The 24,148-nt window shown below is 42.3% G+C and carries 24 protein-coding genes; 7 read left to right on the top strand and 17 right to left on the bottom strand.

All coding sequences use genetic code 11. The features are described from left to right. Nucleotides 1–49: 49 nt before the first annotated feature. The 6 genes from BR06_RS0115405 to BR06_RS0115380 form a co-directional block, all read right to left on the bottom strand. Nucleotides 50–418: a bactofilin family protein gene (locus BR06_RS0115405; RefSeq protein ID WP_031484650.1), complete on the bottom strand. Its 369-nt coding sequence runs from the start codon at nucleotides 416–418 to the stop codon at nucleotides 50–52. A gap of 50 nt (nucleotides 419–468) precedes the next feature. Further along, entirely contained in the window at nucleotides 469–1,584 is a 1,116-nt protein-coding gene (gene rodA, locus BR06_RS0115400; RefSeq protein WP_031484648.1) for a rod shape-determining protein RodA, read from the bottom strand. Then, nucleotides 1,584–3,395 carry a penicillin-binding protein 2 gene (gene mrdA / locus BR06_RS0115395; protein ID WP_031484647.1) on the bottom strand — a complete coding sequence of 604 codons (1,812 nt, stop codon included), beginning with the start codon at nucleotides 3,393–3,395 and terminating at the stop codon, nucleotides 1,584–1,586. The genes rodA and mrdA overlap by 1 nt, the downstream gene beginning before the upstream one ends. Then, complete coding sequence (locus tag BR06_RS0115390; RefSeq protein WP_031484645.1) at nucleotides 3,379–3,843, bottom strand: hypothetical protein; 465 nt, start codon at nucleotides 3,841–3,843, stop codon at nucleotides 3,379–3,381. Before BR06_RS0115390 ends, mrdA begins: the two co-directional genes overlap by 17 nt. 1 nt (nucleotide 3,844) lies before the next feature. Next, nucleotides 3,845–4,702: a rod shape-determining protein MreC gene (gene mreC, locus BR06_RS0115385; protein WP_031484643.1), complete on the bottom strand. Its 858-nt coding sequence runs from the start codon at nucleotides 4,700–4,702 to the stop codon at nucleotides 3,845–3,847. Nucleotides 4,703–4,871: 169 nt separating this feature from the next. After that, on the bottom strand, nucleotides 4,872–5,912 hold the full coding sequence (locus BR06_RS0115380; protein ID WP_031484640.1) for a rod shape-determining protein: 1,041 nt from the start codon (nucleotides 5,910–5,912) through the stop codon (nucleotides 4,872–4,874). Nucleotides 5,913–6,146: 234 nt separating this feature from the next. Between BR06_RS0115380 and BR06_RS0115375 the strand changes: the two genes are divergently transcribed. Both BR06_RS0115375 and BR06_RS0115370 read left to right on the top strand, forming a co-directional pair. Continuing rightward, on the top strand, nucleotides 6,147–7,121 hold the full coding sequence (locus BR06_RS0115375) for a TIGR01212 family radical SAM protein (protein ID WP_031484637.1): 975 nt from the start codon (nucleotides 6,147–6,149) through the stop codon (nucleotides 7,119–7,121). A 1-nt stretch (nucleotide 7,122) separates the two neighbouring features. After that, nucleotides 7,123–7,608, top strand: coding sequence for a methylated-DNA--[protein]-cysteine S-methyltransferase (locus tag BR06_RS0115370; protein ID WP_031484635.1), 486 nt, complete (start codon nucleotides 7,123–7,125; stop codon nucleotides 7,606–7,608). A gap of 12 nt (nucleotides 7,609–7,620) precedes the next feature. Here the strand turns inward: BR06_RS0115370 and pstA are convergent, their stop codons facing one another. The 3 genes from pstA to BR06_RS0115355 all read right to left on the bottom strand — a co-directional run bounded on the left by pstA (nucleotide 7,621) and on the right by BR06_RS0115355 (nucleotide 10,925). Next, nucleotides 7,621–8,571: a phosphate ABC transporter permease PstA gene (pstA, locus tag BR06_RS0115365; protein ID WP_156952720.1), complete on the bottom strand. Its 951-nt coding sequence runs from the start codon at nucleotides 8,569–8,571 to the stop codon at nucleotides 7,621–7,623. A 43-nt stretch (nucleotides 8,572–8,614) separates the two neighbouring features. Beyond that, nucleotides 8,615–9,478 (bottom strand): phosphate ABC transporter permease subunit PstC, encoded by an 864-nt coding sequence (gene pstC, locus BR06_RS20770; protein WP_235727742.1) that lies wholly within the window; start codon nucleotides 9,476–9,478, stop codon nucleotides 8,615–8,617. Between the two features lie 625 nt (nucleotides 9,479–10,103). Further along, entirely contained in the window at nucleotides 10,104–10,925 is an 822-nt protein-coding gene (locus tag BR06_RS0115355; RefSeq protein ID WP_031484631.1) for a PstS family phosphate ABC transporter substrate-binding protein, read from the bottom strand. A gap of 191 nt (nucleotides 10,926–11,116) precedes the next feature. On the opposite strand from BR06_RS0115355, the gene BR06_RS0115350 reads away from it, so the two are divergent. The 4 genes from BR06_RS0115350 to BR06_RS19870 all read left to right on the top strand — a co-directional run bounded on the left by BR06_RS0115350 (nucleotide 11,117) and on the right by BR06_RS19870 (nucleotide 14,709). Beyond that, the gene (locus tag BR06_RS0115350) at nucleotides 11,117–12,469 is read left to right on the top strand and encodes a protoporphyrinogen/coproporphyrinogen oxidase (protein WP_031484628.1); all 1,353 of its coding nucleotides are present in this window, start codon (nucleotides 11,117–11,119) and stop codon (nucleotides 12,467–12,469) included. Between the two features lie 4 nt (nucleotides 12,470–12,473). Then, nucleotides 12,474–13,550: a M24 family metallopeptidase gene (locus BR06_RS0115345; protein ID WP_031484626.1), complete on the top strand. Its 1,077-nt coding sequence runs from the start codon at nucleotides 12,474–12,476 to the stop codon at nucleotides 13,548–13,550. 73 nt (nucleotides 13,551–13,623) lie between these two features. After that, the gene (locus BR06_RS0115340; protein WP_031484623.1) at nucleotides 13,624–13,905 is read left to right on the top strand and encodes a DUF4911 domain-containing protein; all 282 of its coding nucleotides are present in this window, start codon (nucleotides 13,624–13,626) and stop codon (nucleotides 13,903–13,905) included. 168 nt (nucleotides 13,906–14,073) lie between these two features. After that, the gene (locus tag BR06_RS19870; RefSeq protein WP_031484621.1) at nucleotides 14,074–14,709 is read left to right on the top strand and encodes a TetR/AcrR family transcriptional regulator; all 636 of its coding nucleotides are present in this window, start codon (nucleotides 14,074–14,076) and stop codon (nucleotides 14,707–14,709) included. On the opposite strand, the gene BR06_RS0115330 is transcribed toward BR06_RS19870, so the two are convergent. After that, the gene (locus BR06_RS0115330) at nucleotides 14,672–15,556 is read right to left on the bottom strand and encodes a substrate-binding periplasmic protein (protein ID WP_031484620.1); all 885 of its coding nucleotides are present in this window, start codon (nucleotides 15,554–15,556) and stop codon (nucleotides 14,672–14,674) included. The genes BR06_RS19870 and BR06_RS0115330 overlap by 38 nt on opposite strands. A gap of 70 nt (nucleotides 15,557–15,626) precedes the next feature. After that, nucleotides 15,627–16,457, bottom strand: coding sequence for a glutamate racemase (gene murI, locus BR06_RS0115325; protein ID WP_031484617.1), 831 nt, complete (start codon nucleotides 16,455–16,457; stop codon nucleotides 15,627–15,629). 305 nt (nucleotides 16,458–16,762) lie between these two features. Between murI and BR06_RS0115320 the strand changes: the two genes are divergently transcribed. Beyond that, a complete protein-coding gene (locus tag BR06_RS0115320; RefSeq protein WP_031484615.1) occupies nucleotides 16,763–17,245 on the top strand; it encodes a methyltransferase family protein in 483 nt (160 codons plus the stop codon). Between the two features lie 60 nt (nucleotides 17,246–17,305). Here the strand turns inward: BR06_RS0115320 and BR06_RS0115315 are convergent, their stop codons facing one another. The 6 genes from BR06_RS0115315 to lepA all read right to left on the bottom strand — a co-directional run bounded on the left by BR06_RS0115315 (nucleotide 17,306) and on the right by lepA (nucleotide 23,919). Continuing rightward, the gene (locus BR06_RS0115315) at nucleotides 17,306–18,070 is read right to left on the bottom strand and encodes a class I SAM-dependent methyltransferase (RefSeq protein ID WP_031484614.1); all 765 of its coding nucleotides are present in this window, start codon (nucleotides 18,068–18,070) and stop codon (nucleotides 17,306–17,308) included. Between the two features lie 59 nt (nucleotides 18,071–18,129). Beyond that, nucleotides 18,130–18,996 (bottom strand): 4Fe-4S binding protein, encoded by an 867-nt coding sequence (locus BR06_RS0115310; RefSeq protein ID WP_211252487.1) that lies wholly within the window; start codon nucleotides 18,994–18,996, stop codon nucleotides 18,130–18,132. Nucleotides 18,997–19,018: 22 nt separating this feature from the next. Then, on the bottom strand, nucleotides 19,019–20,545 hold the full coding sequence (locus tag BR06_RS0115305; RefSeq protein WP_031484610.1) for a YifB family Mg chelatase-like AAA ATPase: 1,527 nt from the start codon (nucleotides 20,543–20,545) through the stop codon (nucleotides 19,019–19,021). Nucleotides 20,546–20,653: 108 nt separating this feature from the next. After that, nucleotides 20,654–21,145 (bottom strand): bacteriohemerythrin, encoded by a 492-nt coding sequence (locus BR06_RS19865; protein ID WP_051677129.1) that lies wholly within the window; start codon nucleotides 21,143–21,145, stop codon nucleotides 20,654–20,656. A 302-nt stretch (nucleotides 21,146–21,447) separates the two neighbouring features. Then, nucleotides 21,448–22,050, bottom strand: coding sequence for a signal peptidase I (lepB, locus tag BR06_RS0115295; protein WP_031484605.1), 603 nt, complete (start codon nucleotides 22,048–22,050; stop codon nucleotides 21,448–21,450). Nucleotides 22,051–22,113: 63 nt separating this feature from the next. Beyond that, complete coding sequence (lepA, locus tag BR06_RS0115290; protein ID WP_031484603.1) at nucleotides 22,114–23,919, bottom strand: translation elongation factor 4; 1,806 nt, start codon at nucleotides 23,917–23,919, stop codon at nucleotides 22,114–22,116. Nucleotides 23,920–24,148: the final 229 nt, after the last annotated feature.

Raw genomic sequence — 24,148 nt, 5'->3', positions numbered from 1 at the left:
TGCTTACTCAAACCTGTTCAAGCCCCGTAAATACTGGCTTGTTAAAAAATTAACTAATTTCTTCAGTTTCAGGCGAGGCCGTCTCAGCCCCCTTAGAACTCATAATAACGCGACCTTCCAAAACTGCTCCTTCTTCAACAACTAGGACTGGTGTAACCAGATCCCCTTGAAGGTTTGCAGTCTTGTGAAGAACAGCTTTATCACTCGCGTACACTTCACCTGTAACTTTCCCGCTCAACACGAGCTGACCTATCCTCAAAACACCTTCAACCTGGGCGTCCTTACCCACGACAAGAGTCCCTTCGGACTCGACTTCACCGCTGAAGTTGCCGTCAATACGCACTGCGCCCTGAAAACTAAGCTTTCCGTGATAATCAGTTCCACTACCTAGAAAAGCATTTATTTCATCTCTTGCCATTTGTGCTCCTTTCCCCTCAGCGCCGGATTTTGAAAAACCAAACATTCGGCTTACCCCTGTTTGAATACGTAACGTCTCATGGAAACGTTTAAAACGAGTCCCACGAGACAAAAATTGACCACAGTAGCGCTGCCACCATAGCTTATGAATGGTAGAGGGATGCCTACTACCGGCATTAATCCGAGCACCATACCCATATTGATCAGGATTTGCCAGAAGAAATAGAAGAACACGCCAGCCGCGAGATAACTTCCAAATAAATCCTTTGCATCCCTAGCAGTTACAACCATTTGATATAAAAAAACACAGAAGAGACTTAACAGAGACATTGCTCCGACAAATCCCCATTCTTCTCCAAAAACTGCAATCGCAAAATCTGTATGTTTTTCCGGTAAAAATCTCAACTGACTCTGAGTTCCGCCAAGAAAACCTTTACCCCAAAGACGACCTGATCCGATCGCAATTTCTGATTGAATAATATGATAACCCGCTCCCAATGGATCACTGGCTGGATCCATAAAGGACACGACTCGCCTCTTCTGATAGTCGTGCATAAATAGCCATCCGAGAGGAATAATACATGGGATTGCAACGGCCATAGTTTTAAAAACTTTAGACGTTAACCCTCTGTACAAAATCATTCCACCCAGAATGAGCAATATATTCAGCCCCGAACCAAGGTCAGGCTGCAAAATAACCATAACAGCAGGGACAAGACCTACACCGACAACATATGCCAGCTTAGTAAATCCTAAGGGATCTGAATCTTTTGATAATATTCTTGCACCGATAATTAGTATTGTAATTTTAGCAAGTTCACTTGGCTGGAAATTAAAAAAACCTAAATCCAGCCAGCGGCGAGCTCCATAAATTGTTTTTCCTGCAAATGGAACGGCTATCAGCAAAAGTACTGTCACAAAAAATAGCGGCCACGCAATTGTCTTCAAGTGCCTATAATCAAACAGCATAAAGGTTATCATCCCGCCAAAACCCATTAGGCCCCAGATAAGCTGCTTCTGATAAAAGGAATTAACACTCATGCCGTCTTCCATACGGAATCCGCTTGCAGAATAGAGGTTCATAACCCCTACAAAAAATAACACCCCTGCAAGGCCTAGCAAAAACCAGTTCATATGGATGAGTAATCGTCTGTCAACTGGCGACATTAGTCTCTTACCGCCTCGCCTTCCGGCTTTTTAGCATAAAGCTGATCATACAACGCCTTTACAATCGGCCCCGCACCAGAGGCGCCGTGAAGGCCGTGCTCGACCATACAGACAATCACATACCGTTCAGCTCCTCGTTCAGCAAAACTAGCCATCCATGCATGATCCCTGTATTTATAGGGGATATCTTTATCTTTCATTTTTTTCAGTTCATCAGTGAGCTTAACAACCTGCGCAGTTCCGGTTTTACCACCTACGACGATTCCTTTCATGCGAAGCCTTCGGGCAGTTCCATGCGCACCGTCAACAGTTTCAATCATAGCCTTTCTAATTAACTGCAACTGCACATCACTTAAGGGCAGACGTCCTTGCTCTTCAGCGGGCTCTCCCGCCAAAAGTTGCGGTCTCAGCAACCGGCCCCCATTTACAACAGAGGAAATGAATCTAGCCACCTGTAAAGGCGAAGTAAGGGTATATCCCTGTCCGATAGCGAAATTTAAATTTTCTCCCGGATGCCAAATCTCTCCGAAACGTCTACGTTTCCATGCCCGGGTCGGAATAAGACCGGGCTTTTCATGTGGCAAAGAAATACCTGTCTTCTTTCCAAAACCAGCTTTAAAAGCGAATTCACTAATGCGATCAACTCCGAGCTTCATTCCGAGTTTATAAAAATAAACATCACAGGATTGAACCAGAGCCTGCTCCATATTTACATCACCATGCCCATATTTTTTCCAGCAGCGGAAAACGTATTTTCCGAGCTTTACGAAACCGGGACAATGAACTGTTTCTTTAAGATTAATTACATTGTAATGGAGCCCTGCAGCAGCTACAGCCAGTTTAAAAACAGACCCCGGAGGGTACACGCTCTGAATGACTCTATTTTGCAAAGGGTGCATTGGATTATTCTGTAACTCCGCCCAATCTTTGCGACTAAAACCGGTGGTGAATAAATTATTATCGTATGATGGAGCACTGACAAAAGCCAATATTTGACCATTATCCGGGTTCATGACCACTACTGCCCCGGCCTTACCTTCCAAAAGCTTTCCACCAAGCGTTTGAAGTTCTATATCGATGGAAAGATCTATATCTTCACCCGCAACTGGCGGATTTAAAATTCTCTCTTTCAAACGTCTGCCAGTGGCATCAACTTCTACCTGCCTACGCCCCTTTACGCCACGAAATCTCTTTTCGAGCATAAACTCAAGGCCCTGCTTGCCGGTAAAATCGCCAACAGCTAGACCTTCATCGGCTTCAAGCTCTGCCTCTGTGGACTCAGCAACATAGCCCAGCACGTGGGACAACAAAGGCCCTTGCAAATATTTCCGTCTGGAGCGGACAACAACCTCAAGGCCCGGCCAATGCAACGCATTAGCCTCAATTATGGCGACCTGTTTAAAGGTCAAATTTGGAATGAGTATTAAAGGCTCAAAGGGCTTAACGCGTTTGCGGGATTTTTTGAAAACGTCTTTAAGTTTTGCCAGATCCACACCAGTCCACTTAGAGACAGTAAGCATAGTAGCATCAAGATCTTTGCAATCCTCACGAACTAGACCCAGCGCATAGGCAGGCTCATTAAGCGCGAGAAGCTTGCCCTCACGATCTCGGATTAATCCGCGCGGAGCATAAAGTCTGTCCTGCCGAAGCTGGTTGTTTTTGGCCTGCTCTTCGAAATAAATTCCCTTATGAATTTGTAGAAACCAAAATCGCAAGGCGAAAATAAAGAAAAGCAAGAGTATAAGCCCCTGCAGCAGCAGCAAACCTGTTTTAGGAGGCTGCTGAGATTTTGAATCATGCAGAGAACTCATGCTTCAACCGTTCCGGATAGATATATTTGAGAAAAGCCCACTCGAGCGGGAATATAAGAAATTGCAGAACCCCTTCCAAAAAATAGCGATCAGCCGTCCACTGCATATCTGCAAGAACCGCCATCAGACCTGTAAGAAGAGGATGTAATAAACCAAGCCCGGCTCCGCAAAGAATTGCAAACATCAGGCTCTGAACATCGAAGAACATTGCCCCGCAGCGGTATAAAGCAACTATGGAAGAATACCACAATATTGAGTAGCCAAACGGAAGTCCGCCAAGTCCTTCTTGTATAAGAGTCCAGACAATAAGCAGCCAAAAAAATAAAGTTTTCCGCTCAAGCTGAATACACAGCAAAAGACCCGGAGCCAAAAAATCCACCCCCGGCACGAACCTTTGCGCCCATATACCGGCAACGGTGAAAAGGGTCCACCATACGACAGACAACATATTAGTTCCCATCCGCAGATGTAGAGTTCGAAGCTGGACTAGACGTCGCGTTTCTATGGAGCAAAAGAATCTCTTCTGTATTTTCCATATCCACCATCGGAACAGCTTCTACTTTTAAAAATAATGATATATCTGAGCGTTCTACAGATGCAACCTTCGCAACAGGAAGACCGGGAGGGTAAAGCCCTGCAAGCCCTGATGTCACGAGAATCTCACCTTCTGAGACAGGCGCATTGAGCTTCATATACTTAACGTTCAGAGTTTCCCCTTCACCAGTTCCGGACAATAATCCGGTGGACCTGTGAAGCTGTCCTCGAACTGAAATTCTACTATTGAGGTCTGTGATCAGCATCGCCTTTGAAGCACTTAAGCCAGGCTGGACAACCCTGCCGACAATGCCGAGAGGAGTCAGGACAGGAGTGTCAGGCAAAACACCCGAAACAGATCCTTTACTGATAATAATTGAGTCTAATGCGGCGGAAGGACCCATTCTGTGAGCAATAACTCTAGCTCCGTCGACATACCATCCTTCGACGGGCGAAAATTTAAGCAGCGTTTGAAGCCTGCCAGCTTCTTCTGCTTTCTCTCTAAGCGTCATTATTTCTAGACGCATCAAATCGTTTTGCGAACTTAACTGGTCGTTAGTTTGCTTTAAACCTACGAGATAAATATACCTGTCCCAGAAATCTACAGAGCGATCATGTACCCATTCTCCGGGCCACATAACCCATTTGACAATTTCAAGTCCTGTATAGTCAGCTAAACGGTCAAGCTTACCTGACTGCAGATTCCACGAGTAAAGACTGAGGTAGATGAATAAACCTACAATGAGGGCTATAGCGGTACGCTTGAGCTTCAAACTAATCCTCTAGCTTATTTAAATGGAGATTGTGCCAAACAAAAAAAGAGGCCGACTGACACAACAATGCATCTTTCTAAAAGCATAGTTTTACGGACAAAACCTGTAAAACTATGCTTTTAGCAAAGAAAAATGCAATCTCTGCTAGTCCACCGCAAAGCAATAGAAGTTAATCTATTGTAACTTCTTTATAGATGTCTATTTCTTCAAGAGCCCTGCCGGAACCAATAACAACCGCATTAAGCGGGTTATCTACAACGGTGATAGGAAGGTGAGTTTCCTGACTGAGTAATTGATCCAAGCCTTTAAGCAAAGCTCCCCCACCAGTCAGCACAATACCTCTATCAACGATATCCGCAGCAAGTTCAGGAGGAGTTTGTTCCAGAGCAACGCGAACGCCTTGGACAATACTATCAACCTGTTCAGAAATAGCTTTTCGGATTTCACCAGAGGTAATCAAAATATTCTGAGGTATTCCAGTCACAAGGTCGCGGCCTTTGACTTCCATTTCAATCTCTTCTTCAAGAGGAAATGCAGAACCAATTTTAATTTTAATACGCTCTGCAGTGCTCTCCCCGATCAACATTGAATATTTGCGCTTCACATGCTGCATGATAGATTCATCCATCTTATCGCCACCAACTCTTACAGAGCGGGCATAGACGATACCGGACAGAGAAATAACTGCAATCTCAGAAGTACCACCGCCAATGTCTACGACCATATTGGAAGTAGGCTCGGTGATGGGAAGATTTGCTCCGATTGCCGCAGCCATGGGTTCTTCAATAAGGTAAACCTCACGAGCTCCAGCACTTTGAGCAGATTCTTTAACCGCTCTTTTTTCAACCTGAGTTATACCGGTAGGCACACAGATCATGATCCGCGGCCTTACTAGCCTGCGGCGGTTATGGACTTTTGAAATAAAATGACGCAACATAGCTTCAGTAACCTCAAAGTCAGCAATTACGCCGTCTTTCATAGGTCTGATAGCTACGATGTTACCGGGAGTACGGCCAAGCATTCTCTTGGCTTCCATCCCTACGGCGAGAACTTTACTTCCGCCGTGAACATCCCTTTTTACAGCTACAACCGATGGTTCGCTGAGCATTACGCCTTTACCCTTAACATAGACCAGAGTATTTGCTGTACCAAGGTCAATTGCAAGGTCGCTAGAAAACGAGCCGAGTATCTTGTCAAATATAGATGCCATATTCTACTGGAAACTCCAAAAAAAATGTGATTCAAATAACGCCGCAACAGACGCTTACTTTTCTTATATAAAAAGAAATTCCTAGGTATTAACTAGCAGAAGATATTACTACAGGCAACATATTACACCAATTATGACAACTACTACCCTAAAGCCATAAACCACTGTATATACTAATTTAATTAGATATTATTTATCAAAAGCAAACAGACTTCCTCATAAAAAGGAGCTTCGATGTATCGTTTTTACGGACTTGCCGCCAGGCTTAGACAAAATTTCGGCAAGCGGGTTCAGAAAGTACCTCTTGATTTTGGTTTCTCATGTCCCAACCGAGATGGTAAAATATCCACCGAAGGATGCATATTCTGCAATCCTCTTGGATCAGGGTCCGGTATGCATTCGCAATCCATGCCGGTCGATCAGCAATGGGATTTCTGGACTAAAAAATTTACAAGACTATACAACGCAAAACTGTTTCTAGCCTATTTGCAGTCTTACTCCAACACTTATGGAACCTTAGAAGAAGTTAAGTGTGCGCTTGACAAAATCCGTAATCTTCCGGGATTAACAGGGATATGCATCGGCACTCGCCCAGATTGCATTGATAGCGAAAAACTACAGCTTATTAAAGATTTGAACCTTAAAGAAACGTGGCTTGAACTTGGTTTGCAAAGCTCCAATGATGCAACCCTCGCCCGTATCAATAGAGGGCATGACGCTAAATGCTTTGCAGATGCAGTAAAACTAGCTGACTCTTTCGGAATAGAAGTTTGCGTCCACATAATAGCTGGTCTGCCCGGTGAAACGAAGGAAGACTTCCTTGCTTCAGTTGAATTCATTAATGCGCTGCCCGTCTCAGGCATTAAGTTTCACAATCTTTATGTCAGCCACGACACACCACTTCAGAAAATGTATGATGCGGGTGAATTCATACCTTTTTCTATGGCTGAATATCTCGAAATGCTCGAAGCGGCCATATCCATCCTACGGCCCGATATTGTGATTCATCGAATGAATGCAGACCCGACTCCGGGTGAACTGGTTGCACCGGACTGGATTGAACATAAAAGAAACGTTCAGAACGCAATTGATATGATGTTCCAAAACAATGATCTATGGCAAGGTAAAGCCAGAGAAGACGCGCCTGAGAGTCCTCCAGAATGGTTTGGTCCGGATCACATGCCGCCCGGAAGAGAAAGGAAAATATAACATGTTTCACACAGAGTTTATTGCAGCAGAAGATATCTGCATTCGGCTATTCTGGCAGGATGGCATGATCCGCAAAATTAAGCTTAACTGGGCAGACAGCCGCGAATCAGATCCGAACCTCAGCTCTTATGCGCTTAAGATTCAGAGCAAACTTGCAAAATATGTACGCGGTGAAAAAGTTGAATGGCCCGATCTTCCTCTCGATTTTTCTCAGCTTACTCCTTTTCGACAGCAAGTCCTAAAAGCCCTGTCAAAAGAGATAAAATGGGGAGTAGCCACCTCCTACAAAGATCTCAGCAAACTGGCGGGCTCACCACGCGCAGCCAGAGCAGTCGGAACCACAATGGCTAACAATCCATTTCCATTGATTATTCCGTGCCACAGAGTACTTGCGGCCGGAGAAAAGATCGGCGGGTTCAGCGGTTCAGGTATTCCAATGAAAGAGTATCTTCTAAATCTAGAAAAAATTTCATTTAAAAATGGATAGATGCGGTGAAGTTTATCTTGCCATTTTTTTCTGCATTCTGGCTCTAATGTATATAGCAACCATATTCATGCCCAGAACCAAAGTAATCAGCACAAGAGACGTTCCATATTGAATATGCCTCGTCTTCTCAATTTCTGTCCCGGCAGTCGCTAGTACATATATATGATATGGAAGAGCCATCACATCATCAAAAAGGGATGCTGGCATGTCCGGTGTAAAGAAAACTGCGGCGGTAAACATAATTGCTGCCGTTTCGCCAGCAGCTCTTGAAAGAGTCAATATAGCCCCTGTCAGCATACCCGGAAGAGCTGCGGGAAGAACTACTCTGTAAATAGTCTGCCACTTAGTTGCGCCAAGGCCGAGTGAGGCTTCACGATATGTCTGCGGGACTGAGCGAAGTGCTTCTTCAGATGCCCCGATAACAAGAGGTAGAGCCAGCGCACCAAGAGTGCAAACACCGGCCAGAATACTCACGCCCATACCCATGACAGTAACAAAAAGAGACAGTCCGAAAAGACCGAATACTACTGAAGGAACACCGGCAAGGTTGTTAATGCCAAGTCTGAGGATTCTTACCAATTTTGGAGATGTCGCATATTCATTAAGGTAAATCGCCGTTGCGATACCCCAAGGGAGCGCAACCATCAGTGCGCCATAACTAAGGACTATAGTCCCGACGATACAAGGCAGAATACCGCCTTCAGTCATTGAATTTCTTGGATTTTCAGTGAGAAACTCCCAGCTCATAGCCGGTAGACCGTAATAAAGAACGAACCCGCAAATAATCAATAGTGCCAATCCATTTATTGCGACTGCGCCCTTAAATAGCAAAAATACTACCTTCTGAATTCTCTCGCGCATTGCGTAGTTACCAGACCCGCCATGAGGCATCTGTTCACTCCTGTTACCTTCAGCTGTAAGCATCGAATCCACCTGTTCTATCGTATCTGCAGAATTACTCATTATTTGTACCCATTCATTCCCTTTATGTTGTTAACTTCTCTCGCTACAGAGTTGCCGAGCCGACTTGTGTATACTTGTGAGCGACATGATCAGCTATCAGATTGAAAACCATGGTGAATAAAAACAGGACCATACCAATGGCAAATAATGCGTGATAATGCTCGCTATGAAATGGAGCTTCTCCCATTTCTGCGGCAATTGATGCAGGCATAGGTCTTACAGGATCAAAAATCGATCCAGGCAAAAGGCCAGCGCCCCCAGCGACCATCAACACAACCATAGTCTCACCAATGGAGCGGGCCATTCCAAGAATAATCCCCGTTGATATCCCGGACAATGAAGCCGGTATCATAACTTTATATATGCTCTGCCAATGCGTTGCACCGAGGGCGAGGGAAGCTTCTTTGAGTTCAGGAGGAACCGAATAAAGAGCATCCTCAGAAATACTTGTTATTGTCGGAACAGCCATAAATGCCAGCATTACAGAGGCATTAAAGAGATTTAAGCCCACCGCAATATCAAATGTATCCTGTAGAAAAGGAGCAACTACGACCATTCCGAAAAAACCGATAACGACAGACGGTAGAGCTGCCAGCATTTCAACTGCGGGCTTCACAATGTCGCGAATTTTCGTAGGTGCAATTTCAGCAAGATAAATCGCAGTCATCACGCCCAGCGGAATGGCAATGAGGGAAGATAATAATGTAACAGCACCAGAACCGACAATCAGAGCCCAAATTCCAAAAGCAGCAGGTTCATCCGTCGGATACCATTCAAATCCGAAAATAAAGTCTTTCACTGATACGAAATTAAACACTGGTAATCCTTCAACAAATAAGAACACCATAATTAAGAACAGAACCAATATGGATGTAAATGCTGTTACGAGGAAAAATGAATGAATCAAACGTTCTGTTGAACGGCGTCCGAGATTTAATGCTTTAAGGATTAATATGACGGCTCCACCTAAGCCAAGTATAATACTGAAAATATACCAGCCACTGGATCTTGACGCGATAATATTATGAACACTTTCAGTAACAGCAGCTAAAAGAAGATTGCTATCCTTACCTTTACTTTTGCTCATCACGTCTCTGTCAGTGCGAACGTATGCATAAATACCGTTCAGGCTGTCAGTAAGACTCTTTACTTTAGACTCTTTTTCCGCCTGTGTAAGTTTAGATTCACTCACAGTTTCAGCTATTTCGTGAGTCGAAAGCATCATAACTTTCTTTAACGCTCCAACCGTGCTCATCGAGTAATCGCCCCTTTGCGCGACCTTATCAGTGGAATAAATAAAGATCTGTTCCGCTTCGGTTAATCCTGAAAGTTTATAGGCATAACCCCCGCTAGCTATCGCAAGGGTTATTAAGAAAACACAGATGTTTCGAGACGTAATCACGAGCATTCCCCTGATATAAAGAAAATTAGTAATGCAATTTCAATCAACCACGAACAATTGAGGCGGAAAAATCTTCGGGAGAAATTCACCTCCCGAAGATCCATAATCAGGCATTTTAGTATCAATAGTACTATTTTACTGGAATGAACCCTGTGTCAGCAGCAAGAGTCTGACCTGCGGGGCTCATCATGTAGTCGATAAGAGCTTTTGCTTCACCGGTTGGTTCGCCGGGAGTGTAGATATTAAGACCGCGGGCGATTGGGTAGGATTTATCTTTTGCAGTAGCAACTGATGCGGCAACACCCTGAACTTCAATACCTTTCAGCTCTTTATTCAAGTATGCAAGACCGACATAACCAATTGCTTTTTTATTTTTAGAAACAGCCTGTGCAACAGCGCCGTTTGAAGCCTGAAGAAGCGCCCCAGGAAATACACGGTGCTTTTTGCCGTCTTTCTTCATGACTTTGCTCTTCCAGCAATCGTAAGTTCCAGATGAAGTGTCACGAGAGATTACAACTATCTGAGAGTCATCGCCGCCAACTTCTTTCCAGTTTTTAATTTTGCCGGTATAAATTCCGAAGAGCTGATCTTTGCTGAGCCCTGAAACGGGGTTGTTCGGATTAACAACAGGAACGATGCAATCAAGAGCTACAATAAACTGGACAGGAGCGCGTCCATTGTCTGTCGCTTTCTGAATTTCAGCAGGTTTCATGTCACGTGACATCATTGCGATATCGGTAGTGCCATCGATTAAAGCTTTTGCTCCGTTACTTGATCCGCCACCAGAGATAGAGATCGAAGTAGATGGATTAGCTAACATGAAAGTTTCAGCTGATTTCTGCATTAACGGAAGAACAGTTGTTGAACCTTTGACTTGTACTGATCCAGCAAATGCTGATCCTGTAAACGCCATAACCATAATAGAAACTAAGGCGATAATTCTAGATTTCATTTTCCTTCCTCCAAATTTAAATTTTTTGCTGACACGTTGTTACCTAGTCAGTTTTCTTTGTCGTTGAAGAAGGGTCTATACGAGCTTAGTTACAAACTTGTTACGGCCAAGAGAAAGGTACGTGACATCACACTGGCATATTCATTGCTTTACATTCTCTAATTATACTAAAATTAGACGGAGATATTCCTGTGAAGCGAAAGTATGCTATAATCGGCGCGGGTCCAACGGGTCTCGGAGCTGCTAGACGGCTGATGGAACTAGGCGAAAAAGACTTCATTATTCTGGAAAAAAATTCCTATGCAGGTGGACTTGCGTCTAGTTTTACCGACGAGAAGGGGTTCACATGGGACATTGGCGGACATGTAGTCTTTTCCCATTACGAATATTATGACGATCTTCTTGCTGAAATTCTTATGGATGAATATCTGGAACACCTTCGTGAATCATGGGTGCGTTCCGTCAAAACGTGGGTTCCTTACCCTTTCCAAAATAATATAAGACACTTACCTAACCAGATTAAATGGAAATGTGTGCGAGGACTTCTTCCCGGAGTTCGCTCGGAAGACACTCCTGCAAACTTTTACGAGTGGATTAACAATACCTTCGGTGCGGGAATCGCAAAATATTTCATGCTGCCATATAACTATAAAGTATGGGCGACTTACCCTGAAATGATGTCATTTTCGTGGATTGGTGAGCGTGTAAGCGTTGTTGATCTTAAAACAGTGCTCAAAAACATTATTCTCGAGCAGGATCACCTGTCTTGGGGCCCTAACAATAAATTTAGATTCCCTCTTAAGGGCGGTACAGGTTCAATTTATAAGAAGTTGGCAGAGACAATCAGCAGCAATATTTTATACAATACTTGCGTTTCATCCATTGACCATAAGAATAAAATTCTCACTGATGCCCAAGGCAATACTTATGAATATGAATATTTGTTGTCCACTGCACCTGTAGATATTCTAGTTAAACAATGGCTGAACAAACCATCTGAAGACCTCATCAATGCAGCAAATATGCTAAAACATAACAGCGTAGTAGTTGCAGGAATAGGGCTATCGACCTCTAAAGAAGACACCCGTTGCTGGATGTACTTCCCTGATGATGACAGTCCATTTTACCGTGTGACAAACTTTCACAACTACTCACCGAATAATACACCTGTTTCAGGTGTTGGACGTGCGCTTATGTGCGAAGTTTCATATTCTAATCATAAAAAAATTAACCATGATCAGGTGCTTAGCGAAGTTGAAGATGGCCTCGTAAACACTACAATGATCACTGAAGAAGATAGAAAAGATATAATTTCCCGCTGGTCCATAAATGTGGATTACGGTTACCCTATCCCTTGCCTGCAACGCGATGAAGCGTTACAGATTCTGCAACCTGCTCTTGAATCCATGTCCATATTTTCCAGAGGCCGCTTCGGTGGCTGGAAATATGAAGTTTCAAACATGGACCATTCTGTAATGCAGGGCGTAGAATGGGCTGAAAGAATGATAAACGGTAAGCCCGAAACCACATACAGGATAAGTTAATCACATGACCATATCTGCCGCCACTTTCGAACAAAGGCGGGAAAGAGTCCGCAAACGTCTAAAAGACCGTGGACTCCCTCCTCTATTGGTAAATTTTGCTGCAAACCGTTATTATCTCAGCGGATTTGAACTTCATGACCCGCAATGCAACGAAACCGCTGGATGGGTTATCATTTGCCCTGACGGAAAAGATTTCCTTCTTACAGACCCAAGGTACTTAGACGCAGCACGCAGATTATGGAACGAAGAAGATATTTTTATCTATTCCGGACGCAAGTTCGATGCGCTCAAAAATTTCTTTAAATCTAATTCTATTTCTGCGCTGGCCTACGATCCTAAGTCTATTAATATTTTCGAGCACGAAAAACTAAACGAACTTTGCGAGCTTAAGCCTGTTTCAGGTTTGGTTGAACAACTTCGTCTTATTAAAGATGCTGATGAAATTGAGCTGATGGAAAAATCCTGCGCTCTTAATCATAAAGTATATGAGCTGATAGAGCCTAAACTTCAGGAAGGTCGCACTGAAGCTGAAATTTCATGGGAACTTGAACAGCTTTTCCGCAACAACGGTGCTTCTGAGCTATCATTTCCTTCCATTGTAGGCGTCGGCCCCAATGCCGCACTGCCGCATGCAATTCCCGGAGACACAAAACTTCGTGAAGGCGAGCTTGTTCTCATTGATATGGGTTGCAGACTTGGCGATTACTGTTCGGACCAGACCAGAACATTCTATATTGGCGACAAGCCTTCTGATCGTTTTTTAACTGTACGTGATCAAGTTCAGGAAGCACAAATGGCGGCAATCCGAGTATTGCGACCCGGCCTTCCAATTAAGCACGCATACCACACAGCAAAAGCGGTCTTTGAAAAGTATGAAGTAGAACAGTATTTCACCCATTCTCTAGGACACGGCATCGGCCTTGAAACACACGAACAGCCGAGCGTCAGCCCTATTGCAACAGGTGAACTCAAACCAGGTATGGTTATCACCATCGAGCCGGGATTGTATTACCCAGATTGGGGTGGAATACGCTGGGAATACATGGTTCTCATCACAGAAGATGGCTACAAAATAATGTAATTTCCGCAGGGTTCCCCGGAACCCTGCTTTTGATACAAGTCCTAAACCTCATAATATTCTTCAAGATTAAAATATGGCCCGTAAAAAAAGAAAACCACGCCCGCGTCCACTACCCGCTCCACCTGAATTTTCCAGCCGCGTTTATGTTCAGATAGCGCCGGCGGATATTGCTATATTCAGATTCCTGCTTGAAGCAATGGACAACCTTTCCATGTTTACAGTTGCTGATAGATTCAAAGGAGTACTGATGCTACGCTATAGCCCCCATCAGGAAAGAGAATTCAACGAATTTATGGACAGCATTAAGGATGAAATTAACATCAAATTCATCCCTACCCCGTCCACGACAGCCTGATTTAACTTCCCCTTTCTACGCCCTAACTCCTCCTGAAACTCTTTCTACATCACAATATGAATATAAATTCATATTTGTTGACAATATGAATATGAATTATTATTCATTAAAAAAGCTAATTTTATGAACCTGTTCATAAAAGTCACACGGACTACCGGAGAAAATCCAATGGTTAGAGATCCCATTCAAAGGCGAAGTAAAGAAAAGAAGCGCAAAATAATCGTTGCCGGCATGAAACGGTTTTCAGAAAAAGGATTCCACAAAACTGGTATCGCTGAAATTACAGAAGAGGCTGGAGTTTCGGTGGGATCATTCTACGGTTATTTTGAAGACAAAAAAGATCTACTTATTCAGGTTGCGCAGGCATACGGCAGCAGCATAATAAGAGGGATCTACGGAAGGATCTCAGAAGAAGCCCCTTTGTCTGGATCAAGCCATGAAATAGTTAAACATATGGTAGATTCTGCAATTCAAGCGCATACACTTTCAACAGAATTACATAGAGAAATGCTGGCCCTCAAAAACCGCGAACCGGAAATGGCCAAACTAGATAAGAGCATCACAGACTCATTTCAGACAGGAGTTGAAGCAATACTTGAAAATTGCGGAGATAGAATAAAAGTAAAAGACATAGAGATTGCTTCAAAGCTTGTGACAAGGACTATTGAAGAAACTATGCACAGCTGTTTTTTAGAACATTCCGATGTACCTAATGACAAAATATTTGATGAATTAGTTGAGATGTGTACGGGCTATTTATTTAAATCTACTGATCGGAATGAGATGAAGATTCAGAATGGTTAGATTGAGCAAAGTGATTAGGATGAATAGGGTCAGTAGAAAGGTTGCCCTTATCGACAAGGTCGGAATTAAGACAATCATAAGTGCAATTCATCTTTTTACAATCTTCGATTTCACAATATGAGTGTCGTGCTTCATTAACTATTTTCTTAAATGCCCCATCTTTTTTCATTTCAATTAACGTTATTGCCACCTTTTCAGCGAGGGCGGCATGTTTCTTATGCATATAAGCGTAAATTTTCGTCTCTTTTAGTTTTCCGACTTCTTTAATTCCATGAAAATCAGGATGTTTTAGCACCAGACGCTTCCCTTCAAGCCCCCCAGAAATGGCATATTCGATATACCCCTTGGCAAGCATTTTAAAAAGGTTGGGTTCAGAACTTTGGCGAATAATATTTTCGGGCTTTAAAGTTTTACCCAAAAAACTCTCCGCATATTTTTTACCACTTACAAAACCAACCTTAGAGCCGACTAGCTGTTCCCAATTAACAATTTTAACATCAGCATTCTTGGAAAAAACCGCAAGATAAATGGATAAAAGATCGCATTCTATACGTACTAGATTTGGATACTGCCCTCCGCTCACTTCGTGAAAATTATAAACGCGGTGAAGTTCTCCATCAAGAGCACCGGAATTAGACATAAGCAAAGACCTTGGGCTAGGGTAGCTTTTAGCATCAAATTCTACCCCATTTCTCTTAAAAGCTTCCTTAAGAAGAGGATAAATAACGCGCGATTGATAAGTCGAAAGAGGTGAACCAGAGGCAAAAACAACTTCACCCTGAGCAACGGCAGTGCTGCACAAGGTAAAAATAAAAACTATTATAAATGAATAAATGAAATGATGCATAATAAAATCCCATATAAAAACAAAGAAATCTTGCAAGAGATGCATAATATAAAATATATTTCTATTGCTATTACAAATCTACCACTCTGACATCATTAGTATCAATTTCTACTCCAAGAAAAGATCCACCAACAGCAGCAAATCTCTGTGCCGAATCCGTAGCTAAAAAAGAAACTTGCCCTTTATCCTTATCAGTGTTGCAAATTTTAGCTTCACTTAAAATATTTTCCACGGTCCTCGCTGTAGTCTCAGCAGAATCAACAAGTCTTATTGCGCTTCCTGCTACATTTGAAATTGCCTTCCTAAGCACGGGAAAATGAGTACAGCCAAGTACAAGAGTATCCGGCCCCACTTCACCGAAAGCGGCAAACAAAGGTTCCAAATAGCGAGCAACAATAGCTTCTACCAATTCACCTTCAACCCAACCTTCTTCCGCAAGGCCCACAAATAATGGACAAGGATAAGCAATTATCTCAGCGTCAGGATGCATACTACATATTGTCCGCTGATACGCTCCACCATTTACGGTGCTTTCAGTCGCAATGACGGCTATTTTACCATTGATGGTAGTTGCGCACGCAGCCTCTGCGCCGGGCTTAACAACACCAACTACCGGAAGCGGACCATACTCAGCAGCCAAAGCGTCTATTGAAACGGCAGATGCTGTATTACAAGCAACAACAAGCATTTTTATGCCTTCGCGAACAAGTGCCCCGCCGGCTTGCAAGGCATATTTGGTCACAGATTCCGGGCTTTTAGTTCCATATGGAACCCGTGCTGTATCACCAAGATACAAGAAATTTTCATTAGGTAACAGTTCACGCAGAGCTCGAAGCACAGTTAGCCCGCCAACGCCGGAATCGAACACCCCTATAGGTAAACTACTCGTACAAACTGACAATGTTAATACTCCCGAATCTTCAATTTTTACCAGCCAAAAATATATACTAAGTATCTAGTCTGTAACTCTACAATTAGTAAAGTAGGCGTACACCGTTCACTGTTTTATAGAGCAGTAGTCACAATTTAATGGTCTAGTATTCTACCCAATTTGTTCTGAATAAAAATTAGTCTAATACTAAAATACCACCATTGCTATTATTGACATAACAAAAAGAGTATTCAAGTATGTTAAGGCGTTTTAAATGAAGGAAAAGTTCAAAATTAAATAAGCAAGTGACTCAAACTTGAGGAAAAAAGATTCCCATGAAAACACAAAGCATGACTTATTACGGAGTCGGCCCTAGAATAATGAGGCCAACAGCTATCTATGGTATAATAGCCATATTACTGACAATTTTTTCTCCAAAACTGTTTCTAATGAATTTTATGCCGAGTGCGGTCTTCCATATAATAGGTGGGATTTTTCTGGGATTCGGAATCGCATTTCTTTACATATCAAGCAAAGCTATGAAAATAGCCGTTTCGAAAGGTAAACTCGAGACAACAGGAACTTTTGCCTTGGTCAGAAACCCGCTCTATTTTGGGTGGATGTTTTTCATTTTTACAGGAATCGCAATTGTGTCGCAGGCGTGGTTGATCTTCGGAATGCCCGCATTAGCGTATTTTAGATTTAACAAATTAATCTCACAGGAAGAAGACGCGCTGGAAGAAGCTTACGGAGAAGAATACATCACATACAAAAAAAACGTCCCTTTGATCATACCACGCTGTAAAGATATTTTTTAGAGATTAAGCTTGAGAAGCTCGTGGATTTTATGCCTCAACTGAGGCGGAGATTTATGACCCTCATGTTTTGCCCAATGAACTTTTAAATGAACCATCATTTTTATTTATATTGACGTTTTGTTTATCTTTTTCATGTCTGAAATTTATTTCCCAGTTATCGGGGGCAACTCCCTTCTTCATTTGAACGCAAAACAAATCACGCGGCAACGTACCCTCTTCTAAGCGAATGACATCTAAGAGCTCATATCCCTTTGACAAGTTATTCACTTTTGCTTGATCAAAAAAATGTATAACAAATCCTCCAATCTCATAAATATCATCAGACAAATGTTTTCCTGCTCTGAAATGCTTATCAAAATTATTCCGAACAGAATAAAAAACAAGACCATCAGGCTTAAGTACACGGTGAATTTCTCGCAAAACAAATGCAACTTCAGAATTAGTGAGGTTCATACACAGCAACATATGTGAATAACATACATCAAAAGAACAACTTTCAAATGGTAAAGTTTTCCTGACATCGTGCTCTTGAGGCTTAATTAAAGAAGGAAGACCGCATTTTTTAGCCCGGTTACGAATATTTAAGACTGCGGACTCAGAGTAATCAAGAGCGGTAACTTCTATTCCGTTTTGAGCAAAAAGAAATGAATCGCGCCCTTGACCGCAACCAAAGTCCAGCAAAGAACGAACTCCATTCTTCTTAAAGATCTCGAGAGAATTCTGTGCGAATTCACTTGCTGATTCTCCAAAAAACGCATCATCTTTCGCAAAAAGATCATTCCAGTGATCTTGCTGGCCAAGCGGTTTACAATCCTGAGATTTCATCAAAGCTCCATATATTACATTTGATAACTAGCTAACGTCAGTCTCTACAAAATTAAGTATTACTTAACAGCCCCGACAGGACAAACATTTGAACACTGACCACAGGATATACATTCCGTGGACATCACGGGGTTACCTAGGCTAATTGCGCCCATAACATCCACATCCATAGGGCACATTTCATTGCATTTATTGCAACTGATACATTTATTGTGCGTAGGTCGTTTTCTGATGCGAGCTAAGGATGATGCAGGTTTCATTATAAGTGAGACTGGACATAAAATCTTACAAAAAGCTCTCTTTTTCCTAAAAACAAAGGCCAATATTACAGCCGCCAAATAGTAAATTCCATTACCTGCTAAGAACCATATCAATTGGTCTGCTTTACCTTGAGCCGGGTCAATTTGATAACGGACATAATCATACCCAGTCCAAATGAATATTAGTGGAACGAGAATAGATAAAAATAAGACAGGATATCGTAAAGCAGTATATTTTGGAGGAATAGGAGCATTGTCTTTTATCGGAAGCCATTCTAAAAATGCAGCTGTCCAGCAAGCCCATCCACAAAAGCCTCGTCCCCATATTAAAGGGCCACAAACTTTCGCAACAGCATAATGAATGAGCACACGAGTAAATATTCCTGAACTCAAAAATAATGCCCCGTAAAAAACGGTTTGTTCAAGTTGTAAATTTTCTCTTTGCAACAATCCCAGAAAGACTAGAAATATCGGTGAAATTGCAAGAATAGCGATTCTTCGACCAATATCTTTTTGAGCCCCTTGAAATCTACTAGCAACTAATATTCCCACGGTGATACAGCCACCAATATAAGGGAATATAAGTAAAAAGCCCCACCATCCCACAAAAGTGTAAAGAATTAAACCAACCAACGCACCTACTAGCGCAGGAATAAAAGAAGACAAGGACTTATTCCTCAAAATCGACCTACCCCTGTCTATCCATACTACGATAATTTATTGCTTCAGCAAGATGCGCAACTTTGAGAGATTCATCGCCGCCAAGATCAGCAATAGTGCGCGCTATGCGAAGTATACGGGTGTAAGCTCTGGCTGAAAGTCCGAGACTGCGAACCGCCTGCTCAAGAAATGCGTGCTCGGTATCAGTGAGCTTGCAAAATTTCTCAAGAGATGAACCTGAAAGTTCACTGTTAGTGAGAATCTCAAGATCCTTATAACGCTCAGTTTGAACAGCTCTAACCCGCTCAATATTCCCGCGCATAGTAGCGGAATCAAGTCCCTTATTACCGCGCAAATCTTTATAATCTACCGCTGGAACTTCAATCTGCAAATCAATGCGATCCAAAAGAGGTCCCGATAAACGAGAAGTATACCTGCGCACAGCAACGGGGGTGCAAGTACAGGCATGTCGTTCATCAGTAAAATATCCACACGGACAAGGATTCATCGCCGCTACAAGCATAAAATCAGCAGGATACGACAACGACATTGCGGCGCGCGAAATAGTAACCTCGCCACCTTCAAGCGGTTGACGAAGCACTTCAAGCACATTTTTTTTAAATTCTGGCAATTCATCTAAAAACAACACACCGCGATGTGCGAGCGAAACTTCGCCGGGCTTAGGGTAAGCTCCGCCGCCGATCATTCCGGCATCTGAAATAGTATGATGGGGTGAACGGAAAGGACGGATAACCATCAATGCTTTGTCGCGATCAAGCTGACCTGACACACTATATATCTTTGTAACTTCAAGAGCTTCCTCAAAAACAAGAGGCGGCAGAACTGTAGGAATCCTCTGAGCCAGCATGGTTTTACCACTGCCGGGAGGTCCTATAAAAAGAATATTATGATTACCAGCCGCGCCGATTTCTATGGCACGCTTAGCGTACTCCTGCCCTTTTACTTCGGCAAAATCTAATCCAAAATTCTGGCGACCTGCCCACAAAGTTTCTGTATCCACAGCAGTAGGTTCAAGAACTTCCTCGCCTATCAAAAATTTCACAAGCTGAGAAAGAGACGAAACTCCGTAAACATCAAGACCTTCAACGACAGCAGCCTCATGAGCATTGGCAGTGCAGACAATAAGCCCCTTCGCACCCTTCTTTCGCGCTTCAAGAGCTAAAGAGAGTATCCCATGCACAGGCTTCACTTCGCCGCTAAGAGAGAGCTCGCCAGCCAGAAACCATCCTTCGAGAACACTCTGCTCCACAACTCCAGCCGCGCCCAGCAATGAAACAGCAAGCGGAAGATCATAGGCTGAACCAGCTTTGCGAATATCAGCAGGAGCAAGATTTACAGTAATTCGTGAGGGAGGCAACCTATAGCCACTGTTCTTCAGGGCAGAGAAAACTCTTTCCTTACTCTCTTTAACAGCTCCTTCAGCAAGGCCTACCATGGTAAAAGCAGGCATGCCTTGTCTGGCAAGATCTACTTCAAGATCAACTTTAAAAGCATCAATGCCCATTAGGGCTGCGCAGAAAACTTTGGCTATCAACGGTAGGCTCCTTAAAAAATGAAGGTTTCACGTTGTTTATATAGCCATTGCGATTTTGTAAAGATAAGCCCCTAAGTTATACAACTACAACTTACTAGACACCTATTTTTAATCAGAGGATTTTTCCGGATCCTGCGATTTATTACTGTCCGATTTAGCCCACTCTTTTTTGACTTTATCTCTAAAATCTTCAGGCTTATTCTTCTGCTCACTCAAATATTTAGCCACCTTAAAGTCATAATCTAAAATATGGTCAAGCAACCATGCCGAAAGAAGTTTTTTGTAATCATCCGATGACAGATTTTCATGATGAAAACGCGAATACTGTAGAGCTTTAACCTTTCTTTTAAGCTCTGTGTGGCGTTGAACATGTTTAAGGCGCAGCGGATAATGAATCTCCTCCATAAAAGCCTCTTCAGCGTTGAAATGGTAAATAGTATATTCTCGAAGTTTCGTAAGTAAGATCGTAATAGTATCTTCGTTCTCATTTTTATGCAGGGCATCTAAAAGCATACTCATTATACGCAATAGTTCTTTGTGATGACCGTCCAATTCGCCGATACCGAGACTTAAAGAGTCGCTCCATTCAATTTTTGCCACTTAAAAACTCCTGATCATATTTTCAGAAACTACTATTTTTTATTATCCAACTGAAATTTTAATTCTTATTTTATAAACATATAACACACTTATTAAACACTATAAAATATCCGTATTCATCATAAATAAGAATGAATAATTGAAAATTAAATCTACCCAATATCCCAGACTAAGCGTCTTACCCTTAGAATATGCATGAAACCTAAATAGCTGACAAGAAAACTGTGTCAAAAAAAGAAAGCCCGCCATAAATGGCGGGCTTTCAAACAATAAGCATAACTATTAAAGCTACTTAAATAAACTTAGTGAAGTATTTTACCTATACGATTCCAGCGCACAGAGTCAGGTCCGCCCCATGACCAATAAATGATCCAAGCTTTACCGAGAATATTATCGCGCGGAACATTTCCCCAGAACCTTGAATCATTTGAGCCGTCTCTATTGTCACCCATCACAAAATACTCACCTTCGGGGATATGTCTGGGTGGCATATTATCGCGCAAGGTGGAAACGTGGCCATTATCAATAAATTGAGTATAAGGCTCTACAAGCAAATTACCATTCACAAAAACTTTCTTGTTTTTAATCTCCACAGTATCACCGGGAACGCCTATTACTCTTTTGATATAATCTTTGCTCGGATCTCCGGGGTATTTGAAAACAATAATGTCTTTATATTCAGGATCGCCCAATTCAATAATCACTTTGGCAGTAAATGGAATTTTCACGCCATAAGTAAACTTATTAACTAACAGATGATCTCCGATTTGAAGAGTCTGCAACATGGAACCGGAAGGAATCTTAAAAGCCTGAACAATAAAAGTTCTAATAAATAGAGCTAAGAGAAGGGCTATAAATAACGCTTCAATATACTCTTTTACAGTGCTCTGCCATTTGGGATTCATACTATTCGTCCTTATAAATCTTCGCGAGGGATTGCCCTGCGAAATATTCGTTTAAAATAAAAACTAATCGTCGCCAGCCTTAAGTACAACAAGGAAGGCTTCCTGCGGAATTTCAATATTACCCATCTTCTTCATACGCTTCTTACCTTCCTTCTGTTTTTCAAGAAGTTTGCGTTTACGGGAAATATCTCCACCGTAACACTTGGCAATAACGTTTTTCCTGAACGGGGCAACGCGTTCTTTTGCAATAATCTTTCTTGCAATTGCAGCCTGAATTACAACTTCAAACATCTGACGAGGAATAGCCCTTTTGAGCTTCAATGCAAGGCTCCTACCATGAGTATAGGCTGAGTCCTTATGAACAATTATGGAAAAGGCATCCACAGGTTCGGTATTAATCAAAATATCCAGCTTAACAAGGTTAGAGACTCGGTAATCAATAATCTCGTAATCAAGTGAAGCATAACCTTTTGTATGCGATTTCAATTTATCGAAGAAATCGTACATAATTTCAGCAAAAGGAACCTCATACGTTATGATAACGCGTGAGGATGAGAGGTAACGCATGTCTTGCTGGATACCGCGTTTCTCTTCGCAAAGTTTCAATACGGAGCCGACATAAGCATCAGGAACATGAATTTCCAAACGACAGTATGGCTCAGAAAGAGATTCAAGCTCAGTTGCTTCCGGCATTTTACTAGGGTTATCAACCTCAATGACTTCGCCGCTGTTAAGCTTAGCCTGATAAATAACCGAAGGAGCAGTTGCAATCAGCTTAGCCTGAAATTCACGCTCAAGACGTTCCTGAATAATTTCCATGTGCAAAAGCCCAAGGAAGCCACAGCGGAAACCAAATCCGAGCGCGGTCGAAGTCTCTGCTTCATATGAAAATGCGGTATCATTAAGCTGAAGCTTTTCAAGAGAGCCTTTAAGCAGCTCATATTCAGCGGGTTCAACAGGATACAATCCACAGAAAACCATCGCCTTAACTTCCTGAAAGCCCGGGAAAGGCTCTTCAACGGGATCTTCCGCAAGAGTTATTGTGTCACCGACAGGAGCATCAGTCAGCTCTTTCATGCTGGCGCATAAAAACCCAACGTCTCCGGCACTGAGACTTTTCATATTCACTGCTTCAGGAGAATAAACGCCTAAAGTCGTTACATCAAAAACCAGCTTTGAAGAGAAAATTTGAATCTTATCGCCCTTTTTAATTGTTCCATCCAAAACACGGAAAAGAACAACCACGCCCTGATATGAGTCATACCACGAGTCGAAAATAAGAGCTTTAAGAGGCTTACTAGCATCGCCTTCAGGCGGAGGAAGCTGGTTAACAACCGCTTCAAGCACGGTATCCACGTTAAGTCCGGTCTTGGCACTGATCATCAAAGGATCAGAACAATCGAGGCCGATAATCTCTTCAATCTCACCGGCAACCCTATCACAATCAGCGCTGGCCAAGTCTATCTTGTTAAGCACTGGAACGATTTCAAGATCATGATCAAGAGCTAAAAATACGTTAGCAAGAGTCTGTGCTTCAACGCCCTGAGTTGCATCGACAACAAGCAAAGCTCCATCTGAAGCAGCTAAGCTTCGTGAAACTTCGTAACTGAAGTCAACGTGTCCGGGAGTATCAATCAGGTTGAGAATATAATCCTCACCGTTCTTCGATTTGTAAGGAATGCGAACACTCTGAGCTTTAATTGTAATCCCGCGCTCACGCTCAAGATCCATTTTATCCAAATATTGTGCTTTTTTATCGCGATCCCCAACAAGACCAGTAATCTCAAGGATTCTATCCGCAAGGGTGGACTTACCATGATCGATATGAGCTATGATGCTGAAATTTCGTATATTTTCTAATTTTGCCATATAATAAACGGTCGACGTTCATATTAATAGAACTGCCGGCTCCTTATATTTAACGTTATGATTCGCCACAAAAATGTGGACTAAGGGAGATCTTATTACGGTATTTGTTCAATCCTGTCTAATACGTAATGAATCCCAATCAAACAAAGCATTATTATCATTGATATTAAATAAATAAAAAAATTTAGTCTAAGGTACCAGATATATTTAGTATGATATTTTTCACGGA

Source organism: Maridesulfovibrio frigidus DSM 17176 (genome assembly GCF_000711735.1).
Lineage (GTDB): Bacteria > Desulfobacterota > Desulfovibrionia > Desulfovibrionales > Desulfovibrionaceae > Maridesulfovibrio > Maridesulfovibrio frigidus.
The sequence above is the reverse complement of the archived record's forward strand: the minus strand, read 5'-3'. Positions and strand labels throughout refer to the sequence as shown.